15 protein-coding genes are annotated in these 22,044 nt (G+C 50.6%); 10 read left to right on the plus strand and 5 right to left on the minus strand.

The features are described from left to right. Positions 1-78: 78 nt before the first annotated feature. Entirely contained in the window at positions 79-6,951 is a 6,873-nt protein-coding gene (locus tag NYE54_RS03735) for a WIAG-tail domain (protein WP_339270125.1), read from the minus strand. A gap of 651 nt (positions 6,952-7,602) precedes the next feature. Here NYE54_RS03735 and NYE54_RS03740 point away from each other — a divergent pair. From NYE54_RS03740 to NYE54_RS03770, 7 genes are all read left to right on the plus strand, one after another. Next, the gene (locus NYE54_RS03740) at positions 7,603-9,108 is read left to right on the plus strand and encodes an HD domain-containing phosphohydrolase (protein WP_076326030.1); all 1,506 of its coding nucleotides are present in this window, start codon (positions 7,603-7,605) and stop codon (positions 9,106-9,108) included. A gap of 329 nt (positions 9,109-9,437) precedes the next feature. Then, entirely contained in the window at positions 9,438-9,641 is a 204-nt protein-coding gene (locus tag NYE54_RS03745; protein WP_076326026.1) for a CsbD family protein, read from the plus strand. A 32-nt stretch (positions 9,642-9,673) separates the two neighbouring features. Continuing rightward, the gene (locus NYE54_RS03750; protein ID WP_339270128.1) at positions 9,674-9,949 is read left to right on the plus strand and encodes a hypothetical protein; all 276 of its coding nucleotides are present in this window, start codon (positions 9,674-9,676) and stop codon (positions 9,947-9,949) included. Positions 9,950-10,097: 148 nt separating this feature from the next. Further along, on the plus strand, positions 10,098-11,384 hold the full coding sequence (locus tag NYE54_RS03755; protein ID WP_339270129.1) for an MFS transporter: 1,287 nt from the start codon (positions 10,098-10,100) through the stop codon (positions 11,382-11,384). 117 nt (positions 11,385-11,501) lie between these two features. After that, positions 11,502-12,128 (plus strand): NAD(P)H-binding protein, encoded by a 627-nt coding sequence (locus NYE54_RS03760; RefSeq protein ID WP_339273383.1) that lies wholly within the window; start codon positions 11,502-11,504, stop codon positions 12,126-12,128. A gap of 68 nt (positions 12,129-12,196) precedes the next feature. Next, positions 12,197-12,577, plus strand: a complete 381-nt coding sequence (locus NYE54_RS03765) for a RidA family protein (protein ID WP_213647915.1) — start codon at positions 12,197-12,199, stop codon at positions 12,575-12,577. Positions 12,578-12,848: 271 nt separating this feature from the next. Next, positions 12,849-13,874, plus strand: coding sequence for a serine hydrolase domain-containing protein (locus NYE54_RS03770; protein WP_339270132.1), 1,026 nt, complete (start codon positions 12,849-12,851; stop codon positions 13,872-13,874). A gap of 108 nt (positions 13,875-13,982) precedes the next feature. Here NYE54_RS03770 and NYE54_RS03775 read toward each other — a convergent pair whose 3' ends face one another. From NYE54_RS03775 to NYE54_RS03785, 3 genes are all read right to left on the minus strand, one after another. Then, positions 13,983-14,747, minus strand: coding sequence for a tryptophan-rich sensory protein (locus NYE54_RS03775; protein ID WP_339270134.1), 765 nt, complete (start codon positions 14,745-14,747; stop codon positions 13,983-13,985). A 95-nt stretch (positions 14,748-14,842) separates the two neighbouring features. Further along, entirely contained in the window at positions 14,843-16,459 is a 1,617-nt protein-coding gene (locus NYE54_RS03780; RefSeq protein WP_339270136.1) for a response regulator, read from the minus strand. Position 16,460: 1 nt separating this feature from the next. Further along, entirely contained in the window at positions 16,461-18,245 is a 1,785-nt protein-coding gene (locus tag NYE54_RS03785) for a sensor histidine kinase (RefSeq protein ID WP_339270137.1), read from the minus strand. 154 nt (positions 18,246-18,399) lie between these two features. On the opposite strand from NYE54_RS03785, the gene NYE54_RS03790 reads away from it, so the two are divergent. The 3 genes from NYE54_RS03790 to NYE54_RS03800 all read left to right on the plus strand — a co-directional run bounded on the left by NYE54_RS03790 (position 18,400) and on the right by NYE54_RS03800 (position 21,545). Continuing rightward, positions 18,400-19,281 carry a sugar ABC transporter permease gene (locus NYE54_RS03790; RefSeq protein ID WP_076326018.1) on the plus strand — a complete coding sequence of 294 codons (882 nt, stop codon included), beginning with the start codon at positions 18,400-18,402 and terminating at the stop codon, positions 19,279-19,281. Then, positions 19,281-20,117 (plus strand): carbohydrate ABC transporter permease, encoded by an 837-nt coding sequence (locus NYE54_RS03795; RefSeq protein WP_339270139.1) that lies wholly within the window; start codon positions 19,281-19,283, stop codon positions 20,115-20,117. The genes NYE54_RS03790 and NYE54_RS03795 overlap by 1 nt, the downstream gene beginning before the upstream one ends. A gap of 138 nt (positions 20,118-20,255) precedes the next feature. Beyond that, on the plus strand, positions 20,256-21,545 hold the full coding sequence (locus NYE54_RS03800; RefSeq protein WP_339270141.1) for an ABC transporter substrate-binding protein: 1,290 nt from the start codon (positions 20,256-20,258) through the stop codon (positions 21,543-21,545). Positions 21,546-21,802: 257 nt separating this feature from the next. On the opposite strand, the gene NYE54_RS03805 is transcribed toward NYE54_RS03800, so the two are convergent. Next, complete coding sequence (locus tag NYE54_RS03805; RefSeq protein WP_076326015.1) at positions 21,803-22,015, minus strand: PLDc N-terminal domain-containing protein; 213 nt, start codon at positions 22,013-22,015, stop codon at positions 21,803-21,805. Positions 22,016-22,044: the final 29 nt, after the last annotated feature.

Below are 22,044 nucleotides of genomic sequence, written 5' to 3' on the forward strand. Positions count from 1 at the left end.
TGGGAATGTGGAGAAATTGACGTAACAGAGGCCCTCCCGTGTTACCCAGGGGAGGGCCTCTTTTGGAATGCTATGGTGTTACCGTGAAGGACCGATCGCAATCCAGGACATGAAACCATAGGCGAGATTGCAGTTAGGCTGGCGGCTCACTTCAAGGACGGCGGTATCCTCGCGCTGGGATTTCAGAGAGATTTGGAAGCCAGGATTGTTGCTCATCCCCACAATGATATAGTTGATCCCACCAAAGGCTTCCTCGAATTGGACGGTTACCTCGGTTAACGTCTCAGCTCCAAATACAAATGGCGTCATGCCGAATTGCTGCAGCTTCGGCTGGCCAGGTGTGCTGCGCACTGGCGTAAAGCATAAATGTTCTTCCGTTACTGCGCCTTTAGCCAATTGTTGTCCGGTAACGGCTCCTTCGGCCAGATGGGTGCTTGTGACGGCGCCGTTTGCAAGCTTATCGCTATCAATGGAGCCTTCGGCTAAGGTGAAGTCGTTGAAGGCATCCGGACCGAGATGCTTGCTGCTGATAGTTCCATTGGCAATTTGCGCGCCTGTGAGTGAGGCGTCGGCAACGTGAGCGCCGGTGATGGAGGCATCCGCAATCTTGCTGCCGTCAATGGAGCCATCAGCTAACGAGAAGTTATCGAAGGCATCTGGTCCGAGGTGCTTGCTGCCGATAGTTCCGTCGGCAATTTGCGCGCCAGTCAGGGAGCCGTTAGCAACGTGCGATCCTGTGATGGAGGCCTTAGCAATCTTGCTGCCGCCAATGGAACCTTTGGCTAACGAGAAGTCGTTGAAGACATCCGGTCCGAGGTGCTTGCTGCTAATAGTTCCGTCAGCAATCTGCGCACCAGTCAGGGAGCCGTCAGCAACATGCTTGCCGGTGATGGAGGCATCCGCAATCTTGCTGCCGTCAATGGAGCCATCAGCTAAAGAGAAGTTATCGAAGGCATCTGGTCCGAGGTGCTTGCTGCCGATAGTTCCGTCGGCAATTTGCGCGCCCGTGAGCGAACCATCTACAACGTGCGATCCAGTGATGGAATCCTCCGCAATCTTGCTGCCGTTAATGGAGCCATCGGCTAACGAGAAGTTATCGAAGGCATCCGGACCGAGGTGCTTGCTGCCGATAGTTCCGTCGGCAATTTGTGCGCCTGTCAGGGAGCCATCAGCAATGTGCGCGCTAGTGATGGAATCCTCCGCAATCTTGCTGCCGTTAATGGAGCCATCAGCTAACGAGAAGTTATCGAAGGCATCTGGTCCGAGGTGCTTGCTGCTAATAGTTCCGTCGGCAATTTGCGCGCCCGTGAGCGAACCATCTACAACGTGCGATCCAGTGATGGAATCCTCCGCAATCTTGCTGCCGTTAATGGAGCCATCAGCTAACGAGAAGTTATCGAAGGCATCCGGTCCGAGGTGCTTGCTGCTAATAGTTCCATCTGCAATCTGTGCACCAGTCAGGGCGCCGTCAGCAACGTGCGATCCTGTGATGGAGGCCTTAGCAATCTTGCTGCCGCCAATGGAACCTTCGGCTAACGAGAAGTCGTTGAAGACATCCGGTCCGAGGTGCTTGCTGCTAATAGTTCCGTCGGCAATTTGTGCGCCAGTCAGGGAGCCATCAGCAATTTGCGCGCCCGTGAGCGAACCATCTACAACGTGCGATCCAGTGATGGAATCCTCCGCAATCTTGCTGCCGTCAATGGAGCCATCGGCTAACGAGAAGTTATCGAAGGCATCTGGACCGAGATGTTTGCTGCCGATAGCTCCGTCAGCAATCTGCGCACCAGTCAGTGAGCCGTCAGCAACATGCTTGCCGGTGATGGAATCCTCCGCAATCTTGTTGCCTGTCACCGATCCATCAGTTAACGAAAAGCTATTGAAGGCATCCGGTCCGAGGTGCTTGCTGCTAATAGTTCCGTCAGCAATCTGCGCACCAGTCAGTGAGCCGTTAGCAACGTGCGATCCTGTGATGGAGGCCTTAGCAATCTTGCTGCCTGTCACCGATCCATCAGTTAACGAAAAGCTATTGAAGGCATCTGGTCCCAGGTGCTTGCTGCCGATAGTTCCGTCGGCAATCTGCGTGCCTGTGAGCGAACTATCTACAACGTGAGCGCCAGTAATGGAGGCATTAGCAATCTTGCTGCCGTCAATGGAGCCTTCGGCTAATGTGAAGTCGTTGAAGGCATCCGGACCGAGATGCTGGCTGCCGATCGCCCCGTTGGCAATTTGCGCACCAGTCAGGGAACCTTCAGCAACATGCGTGCCAGTGATGGAAGCCTTAGCAATCTTGCTGCCGTCAATGGATCCATCGGCTAACGAGAAGTTATCGAAGGCATCCGGTCCTAGGTGTTGTCTGCCGATGGCTCCGTCAGCAATTTGCGCACCAGTCAGTGAGCCTTCGGCAATCTGCACGCCTGTGAGCGAACCATCCGCAACGTGTTCGGCGGTGATGGAAGCCTTAGCAATGTTGCTGCCGGTCACCGATCCCTCATCTAGAGTGAAGTTATCGAAGGCATCCGGTCCTAGGTGTTGTCTGCCGATGGCTCCGTCAGCAATTTGCGCACCAGTCAGTGAGCCTTCGGCAATCTGCACGCCTGTGAGCGAACCATCCGCAACGTGTTCGGCGGTGATGGAAGCCTTAGCAATGTTGCTACCGGTCACCGATCCCTCGTCTAGGGTAAAGTTATCGAAGGCATCTGGTCCTAGGTGCTGTCTGCCGATGGCTCCGTCAGCAATTTGCGCACCAGTCAGTGAGCCTTCGGCAATCTGCACGCCCATGAGCGAACCATCCGCAACGTGTTCGGCGGTGATGGAAGCCTCCGCAATCTTGCTCCCGTCAATGGATCCATCGGCTAACGAGAAGTTATCGAAGGCATCCGGTCCTAGGTGTTGTCTGCCGATGGCTCCGTCAGCAATTTGCGCACCAGTCAGTGAGCCTTCGGCAATCTGCACGCCTGTGAGCGAACCATCCGCAACGTGTTCGGCGGTGATGGAAGCCTTAGCAATGTTGCTGCCGGTCACCGATCCCTCATCTAGAGTGAAGTTATCGAAGGCATCCGGTCCTAGGTGTTGTCTGCCGATGGCTCCGTCAGCAATTTGCGCACCAGTCAGTGAGCCTTCGGCAATCTGCACGCCTGTGAGCGAACCATCCGCAACGTGTTCGGCGGTGATGGAAGCCTTAGCAATGTTGCTGCCGGTCACCGATCCCTCATCTAGAGTGAAGTTATCGAAGGCATCCAGTCCTAGGTGTTGTCTGCCGATGGCTCCGTCAGCAATTTGCGCACCAGTCAGTGAGCCTTCGGCAATCTGCACGCCTGTGAGCGAACCATCCGCAACGTGTTCGGCGGTGATGGAAGCCTTAGCAATGTTGCTGCCGGTCACCGATCCCTCATCTAGAGTGAAGTTATCGAAGGCATCCGGTCCTAGGTGCTGTCTGCCGATGGCTCCGTCAGCAATTTGCGCACCAGTCAGTGAGCCTTCGGCAATCTGCACGCCTGTGAGCGAACCATCCGCAACGTGTTCGGCGGTGATGGAAGCCTCCGCAATCATGCTGCTGGTCACCGATCCTTCATCTAGGGTAAAGTTATCGAAGGCATCCGGTCCGAGATGCCGGCTGCCGATGGTCCCATCGGCAATTTGAGCTCCTGTGAGAGAGCCGTTCGCAACGTGTTCGGCGGTGATGGAAGCCTTAGCAATCTTGCTGCCGTCAATGGATCCATCGGCTAACGAGAAGTTGTTGAAGGCATCTGGTCCGAGATGCCGGCTGCCGATGGCTCCGTCAGCAATTTGCGCACCAGTCAGTGAGCCTTCGGCAATCTGCACGCCTGTGAGCGAACCATCCGCAACGTGTTCGGCGGTGATGGAAGCCCCCGCAATCATGCTGCCAGTAACCGATCCTTCGTCTAGGGTGAAGTTATCGAAGGCATCCGGTCCGAGATGCCGGCTGCCGATGGTCCCATCGGCAATTTGAGCTCCTGTGAGAGAGCCGTTCGCAACGTGAGTACCGGATATCGTCTCCTTCGCAATCTTACTTCCCGTAATTCCACGGTCCTGCACATGTTCCGTTGTGATTGCACTGGCTTCGATATGCTGCGAACCGATGCTAGAAATTTGCAGGTGATGGGGAAGAACGGCGCCCTCCGCCAACTGCCTCGATTTAACGGCCCCCGGCTGTAAATGATCGACGCCAACACTGTCCGGCTGCAGGTGGACATGACCGACAGACTGATTTCCTAGATGTGCTGCGTTGACCGAGTACGGCGCCAAATGATGGCTCTGAATCGAGAACAATTCAACATGCTTGGAGCTCACAGCACCTTCGGCGATATGTCCGCTCTGGATCGATTCTCCGGCGACATGCTCAGGAAGGACGGCGCCGTTTGTAATATGTGCGGATTCTATGCTCTCGGCTTGAATGTGCCGGGCAGTGACAGAGCCGGAAGCAAGATGGCGGCCGGTCACAGATCCTTCATCCATATGCTGTGATTTGACAATATCCACGCCCAGGTGGTCAGACTGGACGCTCGCTTCTTGCAGATGCACTGCTGAAATGGAGAGAGGCTTGATCTTATCGCCGCTCACGGCATTCGCTTGCAATGCGGTTCCCGAGACCGACGAAGGCGAGAGATGGGCTTCTGAAATGGATTGTGATCTGATTTTTACGCCCGGGATGCTGCCGTCTGCAAACAACGCTTCTGCAGAGCGGCTTTCGTCAGCCAGATGGCTTAACGTGATGGATTTTTTCTTCAAGTGATAGCCATGAATGGCTTCCTGCACGATATGTTTGCCCAGGATGGATTCCAGTCCCAGATGCGCGCCCTCTACAGCTTGCGGAGCAATTTTCTCCGAAGTAACGGCCTTATTCTGAATCGCTTCTGAAGTTACCGAATACGGCGAGAAGTGAGTGGATTGAACCGCTTTTGGAGCTATTTTGCCAGCGGAGACACTGCTCTCAGCTAGTTTATTTGAAGTTACAGCCAGGTCTGTCAATTTATCCGTGGACACGCTTTCCGGAGACAGCTTCAGCGAGGTTACCGCATGGTCCCCCAAATGTCGTGGTGCAATGACCCCATCGCCGATTGAGGACTCCACAATGCTGCCTGCAGCAATTTTATCTGTTGTTACCGCTCCCTGGGCGAGCGCTTGTGACCGTACGCTTCCCTTCTGCAGATGGCGGCTGGCCACAGAGCCATCGGTCAGATGCGGCTCGCGAACCGCACCATTTTGCAGGGCTTCAGCACCTACACTGCCTGCTGACAAGTGCTGCTGTTGAATGGCTTCGCTGGCAATATTTCCGGAGGTTACGCCATGTTTAGCAATAATGGCTCCGCCAACCGATCCAAGCGCAAGCTTTTGGCTGGTCACGCTTTCGGGTGCCAGCATCTCTTCGCCGACGGATGCAGGCTGAAGATGCTGCTTCCCGATCGCTCCGTCTGCCAGATGTTGTTCTGCGATCGTTTTGGGCTGAATGGCACGCCCTATGACGCTCTGAGGCGCGAAATGCTGAGGTAAGATGCTGCCCTCTGCAATATGCTCTGCATTTACAGTATCCGCAGCGAGATGCCGGGTTTGAATGGCATCCGATGCAATCTGATCCGATTCTACCGCACCCTTAGCCAAATGGCGTGTTTGAACGGCTTCATTGGCAATTTTGTTAGGGAGTATGCTCTGATCCGCGATTTTCGAAGCCGTAACCGCTTGTTCAACCAGCTTTACCGTGTGGACGGATTGATCGGCAAGCTTGGAACTGGTGACACTGGAATCAGACAGATGGCGGGCGGATACAGCGTTGATGTTGATCTGATCGGAACCGATGGAGCCGGGCTGGATTTGCTCTGATCCTATGGCTCTGTCCGCTAAATGTCGGGAGCTGAGCGAGCCTTCTTTAATATGCCCGGCGTTGATGGCACCGTCTGCAATTAGGCCTGGCCCGATGCTGCCGGCAGCAATGTGCTTCGCAGTTACGGCCTCGCTGGTCAAATGTTTGCTTTCGATGCTTTGCGGTTTTATGTGAGAACCTGAGATGGTGTCATCGGCGATTTTTTTGCCTGTTACGGCTTCGTCACGGATTTTGGTTGAAGTGACTGCATCCTCTGCAATCTTGGAGCTATGGACGCTCTCATTAGCGAGATGTCGGGTTTCTACGGCGCTGGATGCGATTTTGTCCCCTTGAACCGATTGGTCTTCGAGCAGGTCGCTTGTCACGAGGAGCTGTTGCAGATGACGTGCAGTAATAGCCCCATCTGCGATTTTGTCGCTGACCACGGCGTGGTCTGCCAGTTTTTGTGAAGTTACACTACCATCCTTGATCTTGCTAGCATTTACGGAACCGTCCCGAAACTTGCGCGTAGATAAGATGCCATCCATCAAATGTTCTCCTGTGACTGATAATGGTGCGATTTTTCCGGAAGTTACAGATTCATCGGCAAGGTGCAGACTAGTGATGCTGTAATCCTGTATAGCTTCAGGTCCGACGGCACCACGTGACAGCTTGGATGCTGTGACAGCTCTCGAAGCGATCCGGCTTTCGGTTACCGCATATTCCCCTATGTCCTCTGTATATATGAATGCGCCCTTAATTTCAGGCATTTCCTTTTCCAAAATCAACTGCACATGCTCGTTCTCCATCTCTGGAAGGGATGGGGGATCGTTAGGCATGGTCGGGGGTTCAGCGGCTACAGCATCTTCTGTAGGTATGATAGCCTCTTCGTCAGAAGTCGATAGTGGGGTGTTTTCTTTATTTTCTTTGTTTTCTTCTTGTTTTAATTCCATGAGGCCGATAAGATCCTCATCCAGATCCATAATGGTTGCTGCTGAGAGGATATGGGCATCTTTATCTTTTTTGTGGCTGCGTCCTTTATTTCGCTCAAGCAGATCGAATTCCCTTGTAGTGGGATCTACCCTGTAGGGCTGGGAAGAGGAAGATGATGGGCTTTTCTTCTTTTTCTTCAAAACAACACGCTCCTTCCGAATACTCATCGTCTTCGGTATCATATGCAGCCGTTTAGGCGGCTGTCACTGGTCTTTTGGGATTCGACACACGAAAGGGCAGCGTAACATGGAAAAGGACCCGGCCAAAGGCCGAGTCCTTGATTGAGCGCTAAAAAGCACATATAAAATTTAACCCCTGACGGCCGATAACGGCTGTACAGTCGGTTCCGTATTTGAAGTATTTTCAAGAATCTTTGCTTCTAAAACGACAAAAGCCCTGCCTCTCTTTCGTCCTTGCGGCTCCGATGACCGCGCCAGTGTGAATCAGAAATCCGTTCCATAAAACTCATACTCTAGGGTCATAAAATAGGAATTTGCACTTCAACAGAGATGTAAATAACCATGTTTCGAGGAACTAACGGGGTTAAACTTCATGTAACAATTACTTATTATAGCACAGTTGCTCGCAATAAGCAAAGATATTCAAATGTATATTAGAATGTTATGCAAAAACGCTTGATTTTTTCTGGAAATCCAACGATATTCATATTAACAGTTTTTTCTTGCAAATTCTGCTGTTGGGCTCTTAAGCTTGTAGCATCATGTCGAATACGTTCGGATTCACACCTGCCTTGCCGATGTTTATTATCTGTTAATGAAAGTAGGCGTTCCATGCAACTGTATAAGTCTTTTCTTAAACAGCTAATCCGGAACTATATGATCGGGTCCATTGCAGCTGTGCTTGTTGTGGGTGGCGTATTAATGGTAACAACTCTGGAAATTCCTTTTGAGGAAGGCGCGCGTCTTGTGGTCATACTGGCTATTTCGTTCATGGTGATGATGGCGTCGGAGCTGACCGTCTTTCTTCGGTATTTACGACCGATTCACGCGGGCTTTGATGAAGGCCATACGGATTTGGAAACGTTGGAAAAAGCATATTTGAGTATACACCGCATGCCGCGTATGGTGGTATACCGCATATTCGGACCTCATCTGCTCGGTTTGTCACTTCCGGCTATACTGCTTACGGTTTGGATGATGGAGCAGGGAAAACTGAATTTTCCGCCGTTCTATATATGGCTGGCTTGCCTGGGGGCGGTCTTGCTAGCCAGCTGTCATGCCATGATCGAATTCTTCCTGACGATTGCTGCTATCCGTCCGCTGATCAAGGAGATCCGGCGGCAGGCGTTGTCGCGATATGGCGTGGATTTTTCCCTTGAGGGCCATGTATTCATGGCGATTCGGACGAAGTTTCTGCTGAGCACGATGCTGATCGGCACCTTTCCGCTGTTTCTGTTCAGTCTAGCGGTGCAGATCCGCCTGGAGGGGCTCAGTCAGATTGTAGCTCAGCAGTACTGGGGTTGGGCGGGATTTATATTGCTGCTGGGTGTCGGTTTTGCTTATATCGGCGCTTGGCTCTTGACCCAGGATTTACAGCGGCCGATCCGGCAGCTGTACCGGGCGATGAATGAGATTAAGGAAGGACGTCTGATCCAGACCTCCAATCTCTATTCCGATGAATTTTCCAATTTGATCGCTGGTTTCAATATGATGGTTCGCGGTCTGCAGGTGCGGGAGGAGCGGAACCGCAAGCTGCTGGACAGCTACTTTGCTGCCCTGGCAGCGGCGCTGGATGCCAGAGATCCTTACACAGCAGGACATTCGCTTCGGGTGGCGGAATACTCGGTATTAATCGGCCAGCTGGCGGGACTCAGCGAAGTGCAGGTTGATCTTTTGCACAAGACGGCATTGCTGCATGATATCGGTAAAATCGGGGTCCGGGACAACATTTTGCTGAAGGAAGGAAAGCTGACGGCAGAGGAGTTCGATCAGGTAAAGGCCCACCCGGCTCAAGGAGAGAACATTCTGCTGCAGATCGAGCCTGCCGATGCGATGGCGCCTTATCTGGAGGGAGTGCGATCCCATCATGAGCGTTATGACGGGGGCGGATATCCTGATGGGTTGAAGGGGAAGGAAATCCCGCTGTTTGGCCGGATTATTGCTGTTGCCGATGCCTATGATGCCATGACGTCGGATCGGCCCTACCGCAGCGGCATGAAATCCGTTGATGCCTTGAACATATTAGAAGCCGGTAGGGGAACCCAGTGGGATCCCGATTATGCGGGCATGTTCGTTAAATATATGAAAGCGGAGAAGAAGGTCATTACGATCCGCTAGAGGTGACAAGCAGGGAATCGCAGCTGGGTCTGTGGAATAGGAATAAGAAGGAGACCGTACCTTGCAGGTAAACGGCCTCTTTTTTGTGTGGCTGTCGTTAACATATCACTGGACCCCAGGGCAGCCAGACAAGTGTTGCGATTTTCATGCTGCTTCTGCCAGTTGGCTAGAGATGAATGAAATATGGATATCATATCATCTGGTGAGTCGCATACCGTCTCATCGTGATGACATCGTTTGCCAGGATTCAGAGAAACTTCTACGGGGTATACACAAGTACAGGCAATTCTACATTTCATCATTCATTACTCTAAGAGGAGCTGATATTTATGGATAGCAACGTATTTAAAGGGAAATGGAAACAGATGAAGGGTGAAGCGAAGAAGCAATGGGGCAAATTGACGGATGACGATCTTGATGTGATCGACGGCGAGAAAGATAAATTGGTTGGCAAGCTGCAGGAACGCTACGGACATACGAAGGATGCGGCGGAGCGTGAATATACGGATTGGAGTTCAAGATACCGCGACTAGTCTTGAGGAAGATAAGGGAGGCAGAACGAATCATGTTGGAATCCCGGGTTGTGACCGGCAAGGTGATCGATATTCGTGACGGCAAGGTGTTTACCTTACACGGAGACATGGTCAGCACCTATCATTTGGGATACTATGAGATGATGAATGAGGAAGTTCTCCCTGTCGCAGACAGTCAGCAGGCGGCATTGTCCACCGCGGGGCTTATGGCGGAGGAAACGGCCGAATCCTCCGGCCGGCTCCGCAGGGAGTGGAAACCGCTGACCAGCTTCATAACCGCTTGGAGAAAGAGTGCAAATCGAGCCTGATTTGCGCTCTTTTTTTTTGTCTTTTTATGCTTGGATGTTCAGGTTATGCGCCATGAGAAATTCATGTGAGTTTTATATTTAAAAAGTCATATTGACTTGGGTCCGATGCGGTGTAGAATGGGGTCAAAAGGAAGTATGATCAGCCCATTTGAAGTCATCGAAGGAGTGTATCACCATCAAGGCTGTCCAGGTTATTCACAAGCCGCACAAACAGGTTTCGCATCAGCGTAAACATTTGATGACGGCCACATGGGAAGGGGTGCCGGCTGTCATCTTGCAGACACTGTTGGGCGGTCCCTTCTTGACAGGGTATTTATTGTACTTAGGTGCGGAATCCAGTGAGGTTGGGTTTGTTCTGGCTGTCACTACGCTGTTCAACGTACTTCAGATTCTGGTTGCGTACCTGATCCAGCGCCTGCAGTACCGCAAGAAGGCGATGATTGTCTTCACCTTTATGCACCGCATTTTGTGGGGGGCCACGGGGATCATCCCGTTGATCTTCCCGGAACGATGGTGGATTCCGGTGTTTATGATCCTCTATATGGCCGCCTTTATTGCCAATACCGTATCCGCTATGCTCTGGACCTCGCTGATCAGCGATATGGTGCCGTCCAAGGTCCGGGGACGTTATTTTGGCATACGTAATACCATCTTGAATGCGCTCGGCGCCTTGACCCTGTTTGTTGGCGGGATCATCCTGGACCGTGTTCCCGGCGGCGGGGGCTTTCTTATTCTGTTCATCATCTCTTGGATCGCCATTGCTTCGAACTTATCCTTATTCTTTTTATACCCTGACCCTCCCTTCGAGCACTCGAGCGAGCGTCAGTTTAAGGCGATGATCCGAAAGCCGCTGTCGGATACCACATTTATCAAATCTACACTGTTTCTGGCGGGCTGGCTCTTTCTGCAGACGTTGATTGTTCCGCTCTACTCGTATGCCATGCTGGACATCCTGCATATCTCGTATTCGGTCGTATCCATTATGACCGTTGCACAGACCGTGATCATGATGATCGGTTTCTACGTATGGGGGAATTTGAATGCGCGCTACCGCAACAGAACCTTGCTCTATTGGACATTGCCGCTAATTGCGGGGTCATGCTTGACATGGGGCTTGCTGTCCGTCCTGCCCATGATTCCGGTGCTGCTGCTGTCTCATATGCTGCTTGGTGCCGGCGTAGGTGGCTTTAACCAGCTTGCCTTTAACTTTATGATCGGGGATACGCCGAAAAGCGAACGACCAATGTTTATCGCCGTATACTCCGCCATCACGGGGTTTACCTCTTTTCTAGGTCCCGTGCTGGGCGGGTTCATATTCAAAAGGATCGCAGATGCACCGGACTGGGTAGCCCGATATGGCTTCCAAACCACAGTGGGCCTGCTGATGGTGCTCATTGCTTTGACGGTGGGGCGGAGAGTGCTTCGTGCTGCTTAGAAGAGCGGCAGGCTGCAGAGGCCTTTCATGTTATTCATATTTCATATCATGAATTGAGGGAGGGTGTGAGGTGGAGTGGTTGCACTCGTAGTCGGGGCCACAGGGCTTGTGGGTCGTATGGTAGCCGAAGAACTGCTGGGCCGTGAGGAGGTGGAGGAGGTCCGCGTGCTGGTACGAAGACTTCCTGATGTTGCGCATCCCAAGCTGTTGCCTATTCTGGTGGAATGGGATCAGCTAGATCGATATAGCGAAGCTTTTTCCGGCGTCCATAGCGTGTATTGCTGCCTGGGAACAACGATCAAAAGGGCCGGTTCCCAGCAGCAGTTCCATAAAGTGGATGTGGACTATGTCATCAAGACAGCGGAGCTGGCTAAGCGGCACGGGGTAAGACAATTTATGGCGGTCAGCTCCGCAGGCGCCAATCCGAAGGTGCGTAATTTTTATCTTCGGACCAAGGGAGAGGTTGAAGAGAAGCTGGCGAAGATTGGTTTTTGGGGGCTGCATCTGTTCAGACCGTCATTACTGCTGGGCGAGCGGCCCGAGTGGCGGTTTGGAGAGCGGGTGGCATCGGTTCTCATGACTTCCCTCGACTTTGCATTCAAAGGTCCGAAGCTGGCCCCATACCGGGCTATACCTGCGAGAAAAGTAGCCAAGTCGATGGTGAATATCGGCTTAACGGATATGAAAGGCCACCATGTGTATACCAATGAAGTCATCCATGTTCTCGGCGAGGCTGCCGATTAAATTTGCCAGAGTACCTGTGGCAGATTACAATGTACACAGATAGGAATACATAGAAAGGGTGACAAAACATGAGTAAACATATCATATCGACCAACAAAGCCCCTGGAGCTATCGGACCATACAGCCAAGCTGTTGAAATCAATGGATTTGTGTATACTTCAGGCCAACTGGGATTGAATCCGGAAACAGGGGAATTCGGTGAAGGGGTTCAGGAGCAAGCGAAGTTGTCGCTCAACAACGTAAAGGCGATTCTTGAAGCAGCCGGGACAAGCCTCGACCACGTGGTGAAAACCACCGTATTTTTGAAGGATATGAACGATTTTGCAGCGGTGAACGAAGTGTACGGCAGCTTCTTCTCCGAGCCATACCCAGCACGCAGCGCCGTTGAGGTTGCTCGTTTGCCGAAGGACGGACTGGTTGAGATTGAGGTCATCGCCGTTAAGCAATAAGCGATTATCAATGTAAAAAGGAGCTTTGCCTGCATTGGCAAAGCTCCTTTTTTAAGAGACAAGAAAGTATAAAGATCCGAGGCTCAGCATCCTTATCTCGCAAGAAAAACTTCCTGTCTTCTGAGAAAGTACGTCGATGGACGTTTTTCTTATGTTTATTGGAGATCGTGCACATTGAGTAATACGAACCTACGTTCTATAATAAACGGAGAAGCAAGTATATAGGTCAAACTAATAATAGGGAGGGGATATCTTGGGGATGGAGCCTAATATGAATAAGAATATTCGAGAATGGATGGAGCAATATCAGGTATCCGGTTTAAGCATGGCACGGATTGCTGAAGGTCATATTCGGGTGGCAGAAAGCTACGGCACTTTGGAAGCTGGAACCGGCAACATGGTAACCGGACATTCAATATTTAATGCTTGTTCGATCAGTAAATTCGTTACCTCGATGCTCGTTATGAAGCTGGTTGGTCAAGGGCTGCTGGATTTGGATGAAGATGTTAATGTTAAACTTACCACCTGGAAAGTTCCAGAGAACGAATTCACCCGGCATAGCAAAGTGACCCTCCGAACATTATTGTGCCATCAGTCGGGAATCATGGATCCTGAAGGCAGTTTTGGCGAATGGGACTCCGCGCATGGTTTCCCTTCTATGGTAGAACTGTTGGAGGGAAGGACGCCATATTGCAATGAAGCGATTCGTGTCACATATGAGCCCGGGAGTGAATTTGCATACTCGGATGCCGGTTTTTGCATCATTCAATTGCTGATCGAAGACGTGTCTCGTAAGCCATTTCAGGTGCTGATGAAGGAGCAGGTATTTGAACCGTTAAATATGAAGGACAGTATACTGAATCCGACCATTTCCCAATCCATAAGCGGACAGTTATCATGTGGCCATAACAAGAACGGGGAGTTAGTTCAGGGCAAATATCCGATGTACCCCTACGCGGCAGCATCCGGTTTATGGACCACACCATCCGATCTAGCCATCTTGGCGATTGAATTCATGGATTCTTTAAATGGCAGAAGCAGAATAGGGTTATCCGAGGATAGAGCGAAGGAATGGATTACTCCTCAATGCAGCAAGGAATGGACCGGGCTGGGTGTTTTTTTGGGTGAGTCTGATCAAGAGGTTGAGGTTTCATCACTCGGATGGGGTGTAGGATTTCAATGCATGATGACCATGCGGCCGTATTCAGGGAAGGGGATCATAATCATGACAAATACAGATCTGGGTGTTCATCAATCCAAGGGGATTATAGGAGATATTCAAAGATCAATGGAATAGAACCCTTTCAACCCCTTGGATTAGATCAACAACAGTCTTTACGTTTGATCGAGTAGGAAGCGAATCGAAAGCAAGAAACTTCTCTTTTGCGTAAGATCCGGTCTCGGTTTAATACCGGGATCTTCTCCGATTGCGCGTAAAGAAGAGCCATATGGCATATACAAGCAGGACGATAGAGAGTACAAAGGCGGTCATTAAGATGCTGTCGGTCTCCCGGTGCTCGGCTGCGATGGCGATGTAAGCCCAGGTGAAGACCAGCGGCACGATGCTGTCCCGGTAACGTTGACCGATCAATATGGCGAGTAATGCACCAATACAGAGCAGCACAATCCCCAAAGTGGTCTCGCGCAGGCCAAAGAGGCTCCAGTCATTCTTCTGAAACACGATCCCGACATTGACGATAAAGGCAGGGCACACCCAGCCGATATATAGGCTGAACGGCAATTTCAGACAGAACTTCTCGCCTGTCGTCGGATAATCTATCGTATGCGTACGCACATACAGAACCCACAGGGTTAACAGCAGTAAGAACATCATCACGACAGACCATTCAATATACAAATAGTGCCACAATACAAGCCACGCCATATTAAATACACAGCTAAGTATAAACCATGGTCCGATGGATCTTACGGAATCGCGGTTTCCGGTATCACGACGCAGCTGGTAGATGACAAAAAAGAACAGCAGCACATAGATGACGGACCATATGGAAAAGGCATATCCTGCGGGGGTGATCGCCGTATAATACATATCCGATATCTCCCCGGTTGTTCTGCCGCCAAGCGGCAGCATGCCTGATAACACATTCATGGCGATTACCCCGGCGAAAAACAGCAGATTCCACCAGCGGTACGGGTTGTTGCGGTACATATAATCTCCTCCTGATATCAGTCTGGAATATATAGAATATACCCAAAAGAATGAATATCGAGCCAGCAGCTAAGAAAGGGGCACCGGCCCTTCACTTAACTCATATGTTTCTTGCGGTATTCGTTGGGCGTGAACCCCTCCATCTTCTTGAACACTTTGCTGAAATACTTCTCATCCTGGTAACCGACCATCTCCGCGATTTGGGCGATCCGGATCTGGGGATTGAGCAGCAGCGTTTTAGCCTTGTCGATTCGAATCCTCCCGAGAAAATCCGATAGCGTCACACCGAATTCCTGCTTGAATTTGCGCGAAATGTATTCCCTGCTAAGAAAGAACTTCCCCGCAATTTGCTGAAGTGAAATCTCCTCATGATAGTGCTGCTCCAAATAGCGGGCAATGTCATGAATGATATGATTGTCCTTGGAATGAATCTGAGTAAGAACGCGGGATGCCGCATAAAGCCTTCCGCTGATCTGTTCGCGCCAGCGATCCCAGCAGATCATGCCATCCTCGCTGTAAGGAAGCGGGAAGGGAGGGTCTTGCGAGATTTCAGCGTCTTCGACGGGTTCTTGCGTGCTGCTTACCTCATTTTCCGTCCAGTGATACTGAATCCAGTCCCATTCTGAATTCCACCTTGCCAGATGCTCAGGCGATACGAGATCCCTCTCCCGAACATCCTGCAGCCACTCTTCCGTGGCTGTCTCGATGCGTTCCTTACTCCCGCTGAGTGCAGCCAGCTTGAATTTCTCCTCGTAGGAGGAGAGCCGCAGGGTGCGCGAGCCTTCGCTTTCAACGGCACGTTCGCGATGAATACGGCATTTGCCGGTTAATAAATTGCGGCTGTATAAGGCTTGGACGGCATTTAGATAAGCCTTCGGCAGATCGTCGGGAAAGGCGCCTGCTTTGGCGGCACCGAAATGGCTCCGCCTGCGAAGGGTAGAGAAGAACCCGTCATTTATTCGATCCAGTACGTCGTTAAAGGGAAGCCGCGGATTCCAACAGAGAATAATGATTTCCCCGGGTTTGTCGATATGTCGAAAGGCAACCCCCTGATCCATTAACAGCTCATTGCAAATATTAATGAGCGTGAAGGATAACAGATGGCGCCTGTTGCGGAATTTGGACAGCAAAGCTTCGTCAAATTGATCATCGCGTAGCACCGCAACATTATAGACCATGCTGGTTACTGGCAGCGTCATCCGGTTCCGCAATTGAGAAACCACGCTGTCCTTGTTGCCATAGCCGTTAACTAGATCCGAGAGCAGGCGGTCCATATAGAAAGGGGTCATCTGATTCATTTCGATATTCTGATTGGTAATCTGCTGCCGTTTCTCTTCCTCGAGCTGCCAGGTTTGAACCGCTTTGGTCAGTGCCTCGTTCAAGCTGTCCGGTTCAACGGGCTTGAGAATATAGTCAATGCCTCCCGAACGGATCGTATGACGTACATATTCAAAATCATCATATCCGCTAATGACGAGCACTTTAATATCCGGTTTCGTGTTATGCAGCCAGGTGAGCAGCTCCAGTCCGTTTTTGCGGGGCATTCGCATGTCGGTCATGACAATTTGCGGTTTGTTCTCCTCGATTAAGCGCACCGCTTCCTCACCGTCAGCGGCCTGATCGATTTCCGTGATTCCATGCCGCTCCCAGTCTGCCAGGAGCCCTATAGCCTCCCGCACATGCTGTTCGTCATCTACGATCAATACTCTCATTCTACTGTTCACTCTCCCATATGTTGATATCGAGCGTGACCCTGACGCCGTGTGGCACTACATTCTCTATCGTTAACCCAGCCTTGTTGTCGGAGTATAAGTTCAAACGCATCAATACGTTTAAGAGCCCGATCGAATCATTGCCGGCATCGTGTCGGTCAGGGTGGCCGTAAGCAGTTGCAAGCTTGCTGCGAATCGAAGCGAGCTCGGCCTCTTCGATGGATGACCCGTTATTTTCAACGACGACGATCAAGCGGAGATCTTCCGAGATGAGGGAAGATATGGATATATGTCCGACGCCGGCGTGTGTATTCATGCCATGCTTGAAATAATTCTCGACAATCGGCTGCAGGATCATTTTTGGAACCGGAGCCGTAAGGCTCTCCGGATCCAAATCCCATGTGATGTCCAGTTGGTCCCGGAACCGTTGCTTCTGCAGCTCAAGGTACAGCCGCACATGGTTGATCTCATCCTGGAGCGTTACTTTGCCCTCGCTGTTGCGCATATTGTAGCGCATCATATTCGCCAGTGAAGAGAGCAGGGAATAGATTCGCGGCACATTGTGCTGCAGGGCCAAGGTACCAATCGACTGAAGCGAATTGTATAGGAAATGCGGATCGATCTGAGCTTGGAGTGCCTTCAACTGATTGGTTTTATTGGCGATTTCCAGCCGGTACTCACGCAGGATCAGGTTGTTGATGGTGTCCATCATGGTTCGGAAGCGGCGGGAGAGAATCCCGATCTCATCCGGGCTTGTAACCTCAATATCCACGTCAAGCCGCCCGGTTTTCACCTGATTCATATAGCTTGTGAGTTGTTTAATGGGTTTTGTAATCCGAATGGATATCCATAGCGTGCCGAATATGACAATGAACAGTGCTAATATCGCAATAATCGCGTTAATGCTCGTTAGTTCTGTCGAATGTTTGTACAGCGTTTGATGCGGGATTTGTTTGACTAGCGTCCAGGGAGCATAGGGCAAATCCAGCTTCTCGTAGACGATCATCGCGTCTGCGCCATCGTAATATCCATGATCCGCTTGAGCGATTTTGCCCATAAGCACAGGGTCGTCCAGACGTTGCCCTCTCTGCTGCGGATCCGGACCGTAGATGATGCTTCCCTTGTCATCAATCAAGTATAGCTGTTCTTCCCCTTTAGCATACAGCTGATCGCAAATAGCCAAAATACTGTCAAGTTTCACATCGATGGCCATAAGGGCATATTGGTCGGGTGACGGTACGTTGGTGATGGATCGATAGAAGGTGAAAACTTCAAAATTCAGAATGTCCGCAGGCCGCGGTGGGAACCCGTAACTGTGCACCTGATGGACGGGCTCGATGGCCGTATTGCCCGTGCCGAACTCTTCAATTTTGTGATAGGGCGCCTGTCGGAATTCCCTGCGAGGCAGATTGCTGGATACTTGGGTGGACTGTCCAGTCAAATTATTGTGCAGATAGATTTGATGCACGTCTTGCGTGCCCGTTTGAATGGCCTGCAAGGTCGTATATAGCTCGGCTACAACCCGGTGATTATCGGGATCCAGAGCAAGATTGCGCAGAAAATGGGGATCGGAATATACGGACAGGGAGGCGCGGTCGATGCCGCGCAAATAGTTCATCAGATTGGTCGCTCCTTGATAAATCAACCGTATATTTTCATTCACCGTCTGCTCCTTCACGGACTCGCGGGTATGCGTAAAAGTAATGAATAGCGAGAGCAGGAGCGGAATGGTAGTGACAGCGAGCATGAACGTGATCAGCCGGGTCTGGATGCTGCGGTATTTCATGAAGGATCACCCCCTGGATTATCGAATGGGCATAAGCGCGTATGGTCAATATTTTACACCTAACGGTTCATGATTCTCCGTGTTTATTGTTTACAGGTTACCGCATAATGGCTGTACATCATACAACAACTTAACGAAAAGGGGAGATCAAGGGATGAATCGAAAAAAATCTTCGGCGCTGCTGCAGCAGTTTCTTTTCGTGGGACCTTCCACTATTTTTTTCATCCTGATCATGATCATTCCGTTCCTTCTGGGTCTTTATTATTCCTTCACGAACTGGAATGGCGTGTCAAGCAAAATCGACTTTGTCGGCTTTGATAATTTTGTTACCATCTTTACCAATGATGATAAATTCCGTGATGCTTTCTGGTTCACAACCCGGTTTACGGTGCTTGGCGTCATCCTGACGAATCTGCTCGGATTTTTACTGGCTTACTTCCTGACCAAGCCGCTTAAGACGCGAAACATCCTCCGGACGATCTTCTTCATGCCAAACGTGATCGGCGGCTTGCTGCTCGGTTTCATCTGGCAGTTTATCTTTGTCAAAGGGTTTGCAGCGATCGGCAATGCCACGAACCTGGGATTCTTTAACTTGCCGTGGCTTGGCACCAAGGGGACAGCCTTTTGGGCAATTGTAATCGTTTTCGTCTGGCAGACGGCCGGTTACCTGATGGTTATCTACATCTCCTCACTTAACAACGTGCCGAAGGATATTCTGGAGGCTGCCGAAATTGACGGTGCGAGCAGAGGGCAGGTCCTGCGGTCCATTATTATCCCGCTTGTCATGCCGGCGGTTACGGTATGTTTGTTCCTGGCAATTTCCTGGTCCTTCAAAATGTTCGATTTGAACCTTTCCCTGACCAAAGGCGGGCCGTTCGGTTCCACGGAGTCGGTGGCCATGAATATTTACAACGAGGCTTATACGAATAACCGTCTCGGACTCGGAACGGCGAAGGCAGTCATCTTCTTCATCGTAGTTGCCATCATAACAAGTCTGCAGGTTCGATTCACGAAGAGCAAGGAGGTTGAGGCGTAATGGAGACCACGAGAAAATACCGGCTGAACACCATGGCCACCGAGATCATCATGATCATCGTAGCCTTGCTCTTCCTGGTCCCGTTCTACTTCCTGTTCGTGAACTCTGTCAAAACCTTCGGCGATCTGTTGACGGACTCAGCAGGGCTTCCGACCACTCTTGAATGGAGCAACTATTCACGGGCGTGGGATATCACCAACTTTCCGCAGGCGTTCTGGAACTCGCTGGTCGTTACGATTGCGAGCAATCTGCTGCTGGCGATGTTAAGTGCCATGACCGCCTACCAGATGGTTCGCCGGAACACGCGTTTTAACCAGATCATGTTTGCGCTGTTTGTGGCGGCGATGGTCATTCCGTTCCAATCGATCATGATTCCGCTCGTGAAAGTGACGGCAACGCTTGGGATTAACAACAGCTTGTATGGACTTATTATCTGTTACTTGGGCTTTGGAGTTCCGCTTAGCGTATTCCTGTTCCATGGGTTCGTGAAATCGATTCCGATGGAGATCGAAGAAGCTGCAACTGTAGATGGATCCAGCGGATACGGCGTCTTCTTCCGGGTGGTATTCCCGCTGATGAAGCCGATGTTCGTTACAGTCATCATCCTGAACACCCTGTGGATCTGGAATGACTATCTGCTACCATCCTTGATCCTGCAGTCCGCAGAGCTTCGGACCATTCCAATTGCTACTTTTGCCTTTTTTGGGCAGTATACGAAGCAGTGGGATTTGGCTCTTCCGGCGCTGGTGCTGGGGATCATGCCGGTCATTATTTTCTTCCTGGCCATGCAGAAATACATCATTGAAGGCATCACGCAAGGAGCGGTGAAGGGATAGCCGTCAATCGGTCAATTCCCTCCCCCTCAAAGATCAATATAATACCTGATTTAACGAAAAAAGGTTGATTATACTGAAAAAGAAAACGCTATCAATGAATGCTGCACACAATTTATAGAAAAAAAGGGAGGATTCACAATGAAGAAATACGGTAAGCTGCTCCTGGTCATGGTTCTGGCTTTCTCCACGCTTCTTGCGGCCTGCGGCGGCAAGAGTGAGGACAATCAAGGCGCTGAAGGTGGTGCCGAAGGCGGAACGAAAACAATTAAGATTTTCCAATTTAAAGTCGAAATCGCCGAGGCTCTGAATAAACTGAAAGCTGAATACGAAAAAGAACATCCCGGCATTAAGCTGGACATTCAAACCGTTGGCGGCGGCTCCGATTATGGCGCGGCGCTGAAAGCGAAGTTCGCTTCCGGCGATGAGCCGGACATTTTCAACGTTGGCGGATATCGCGATCTCGAAACGTGGTTCGAGAATGTCGAGGATCTCTCGGATCAGCCATGGGTGAAGGACGTGGTTGACGTTGCTAAAGAGCCTATGACCAAAGACGGTAAACTGTACGGACAACCGATGACTATCGAGGGTTATGGATTCATTTATAATAAAGACTTGTTTGAGAAAGCGGGTATTACCGAGCTTCCTAAGACGCTTACGGAGCTTGAGGAAGCGGCCAAAAAACTGCAAGCGGCTGGCATTACGCCATTCGTTAATGGATACCAAGAGACCTGGATTTTGGCCAACCACTTGTTGAACATTCCATTCGCCCATCAGGAAGATCCAGGTTCATTCGTCAAAGGAATGAATGAAGGTACGGAGAAACTGGTAGGCAACGCGAGATTCGACGAATGGATGAGACTGTTCGACCTTACTGTTCAGTACGGTCAGAAGAACCCGCTGACGACAGATTACAACACGGAAATCACGACCTTTGCCAGCGGTGAAGCAGCTATGACCCAGAACGGGAACTGGACGCAAGTGCAAATCGACGGCATCAATCCGGATCTGAACATTGGCCTTCTGCCAATGCCGATCAATGACAATGCCGAAGAGAATGACAAGCTTCCGATCGGTGTGCCAAACAACTGGGTCGTGAACAACAAATCCAAGGTGAAGGATGAAGCCAAGGAATTCCTGAACTGGCTCGTTACTTCGGAGACCGGTAAACGTTATATTACAGAAGAGTTCAAGTTCATCCCGGCACTGACCAGCATCGAGGCGAATAGCGAGACGCTTGGCGATTTGGGTAACGATGTCGTGAAATACAGTAAAGAAAACAAAGCGCTCAGCTGGGAGTTCAACAAATTCCCTGATGGCGGTATGAATGAATTCGGCAGCCAGATGCAGGGTTATGTTGCTGGCAATGTGGACAAGAACCAATTGTTCGAAGGCATTCAGAAATCATGGGAAAGCTTGAAGGCGAAGTAATCACGAAGGTGACGTCTACCATGCTATACCATCGAAATGATCCATTGACGTGAATAGGGGCTGTCTCAAAGATATATCGTCTTTTTGAAAACAGTCCCGATGTCATTCATGCATCATAAAAGGTCGAAGACAGACTCATTTAGAGCGCTGGTCTTCGACCTTTTTGTTTGTCACATACCTTAGCTTTGGGGCAACGTCTTTATAGTTGATAAGTATGCCCCGTCCCAAGGGGAAGAAGAATCGGAGCATGGTTATTACTAATAATTATTTCGGATCAGTAAATAAATAATGAGACCGACAATAGGGAAGAACAACAAGCCCAGCACAACCAGAATCGCAAATTCGGGGCTGCGGCCTTTTCGCCGGGCGTCATTATAACCCCATACGCAGACGGCGATGTGAAGAAAGAAGAAGAAGAATCCCAGTAATAACGTCACAATTCCTAAGATACCAAAGCCAACAAAACTCATAATAAAATACCCTCCCGAACTCTAAATGT

Source organism: Paenibacillus sp. FSL K6-1330 (genome assembly GCF_037976825.1).
Lineage (GTDB): Bacteria > Bacillota > Bacilli > Paenibacillales > Paenibacillaceae > Paenibacillus_AQ.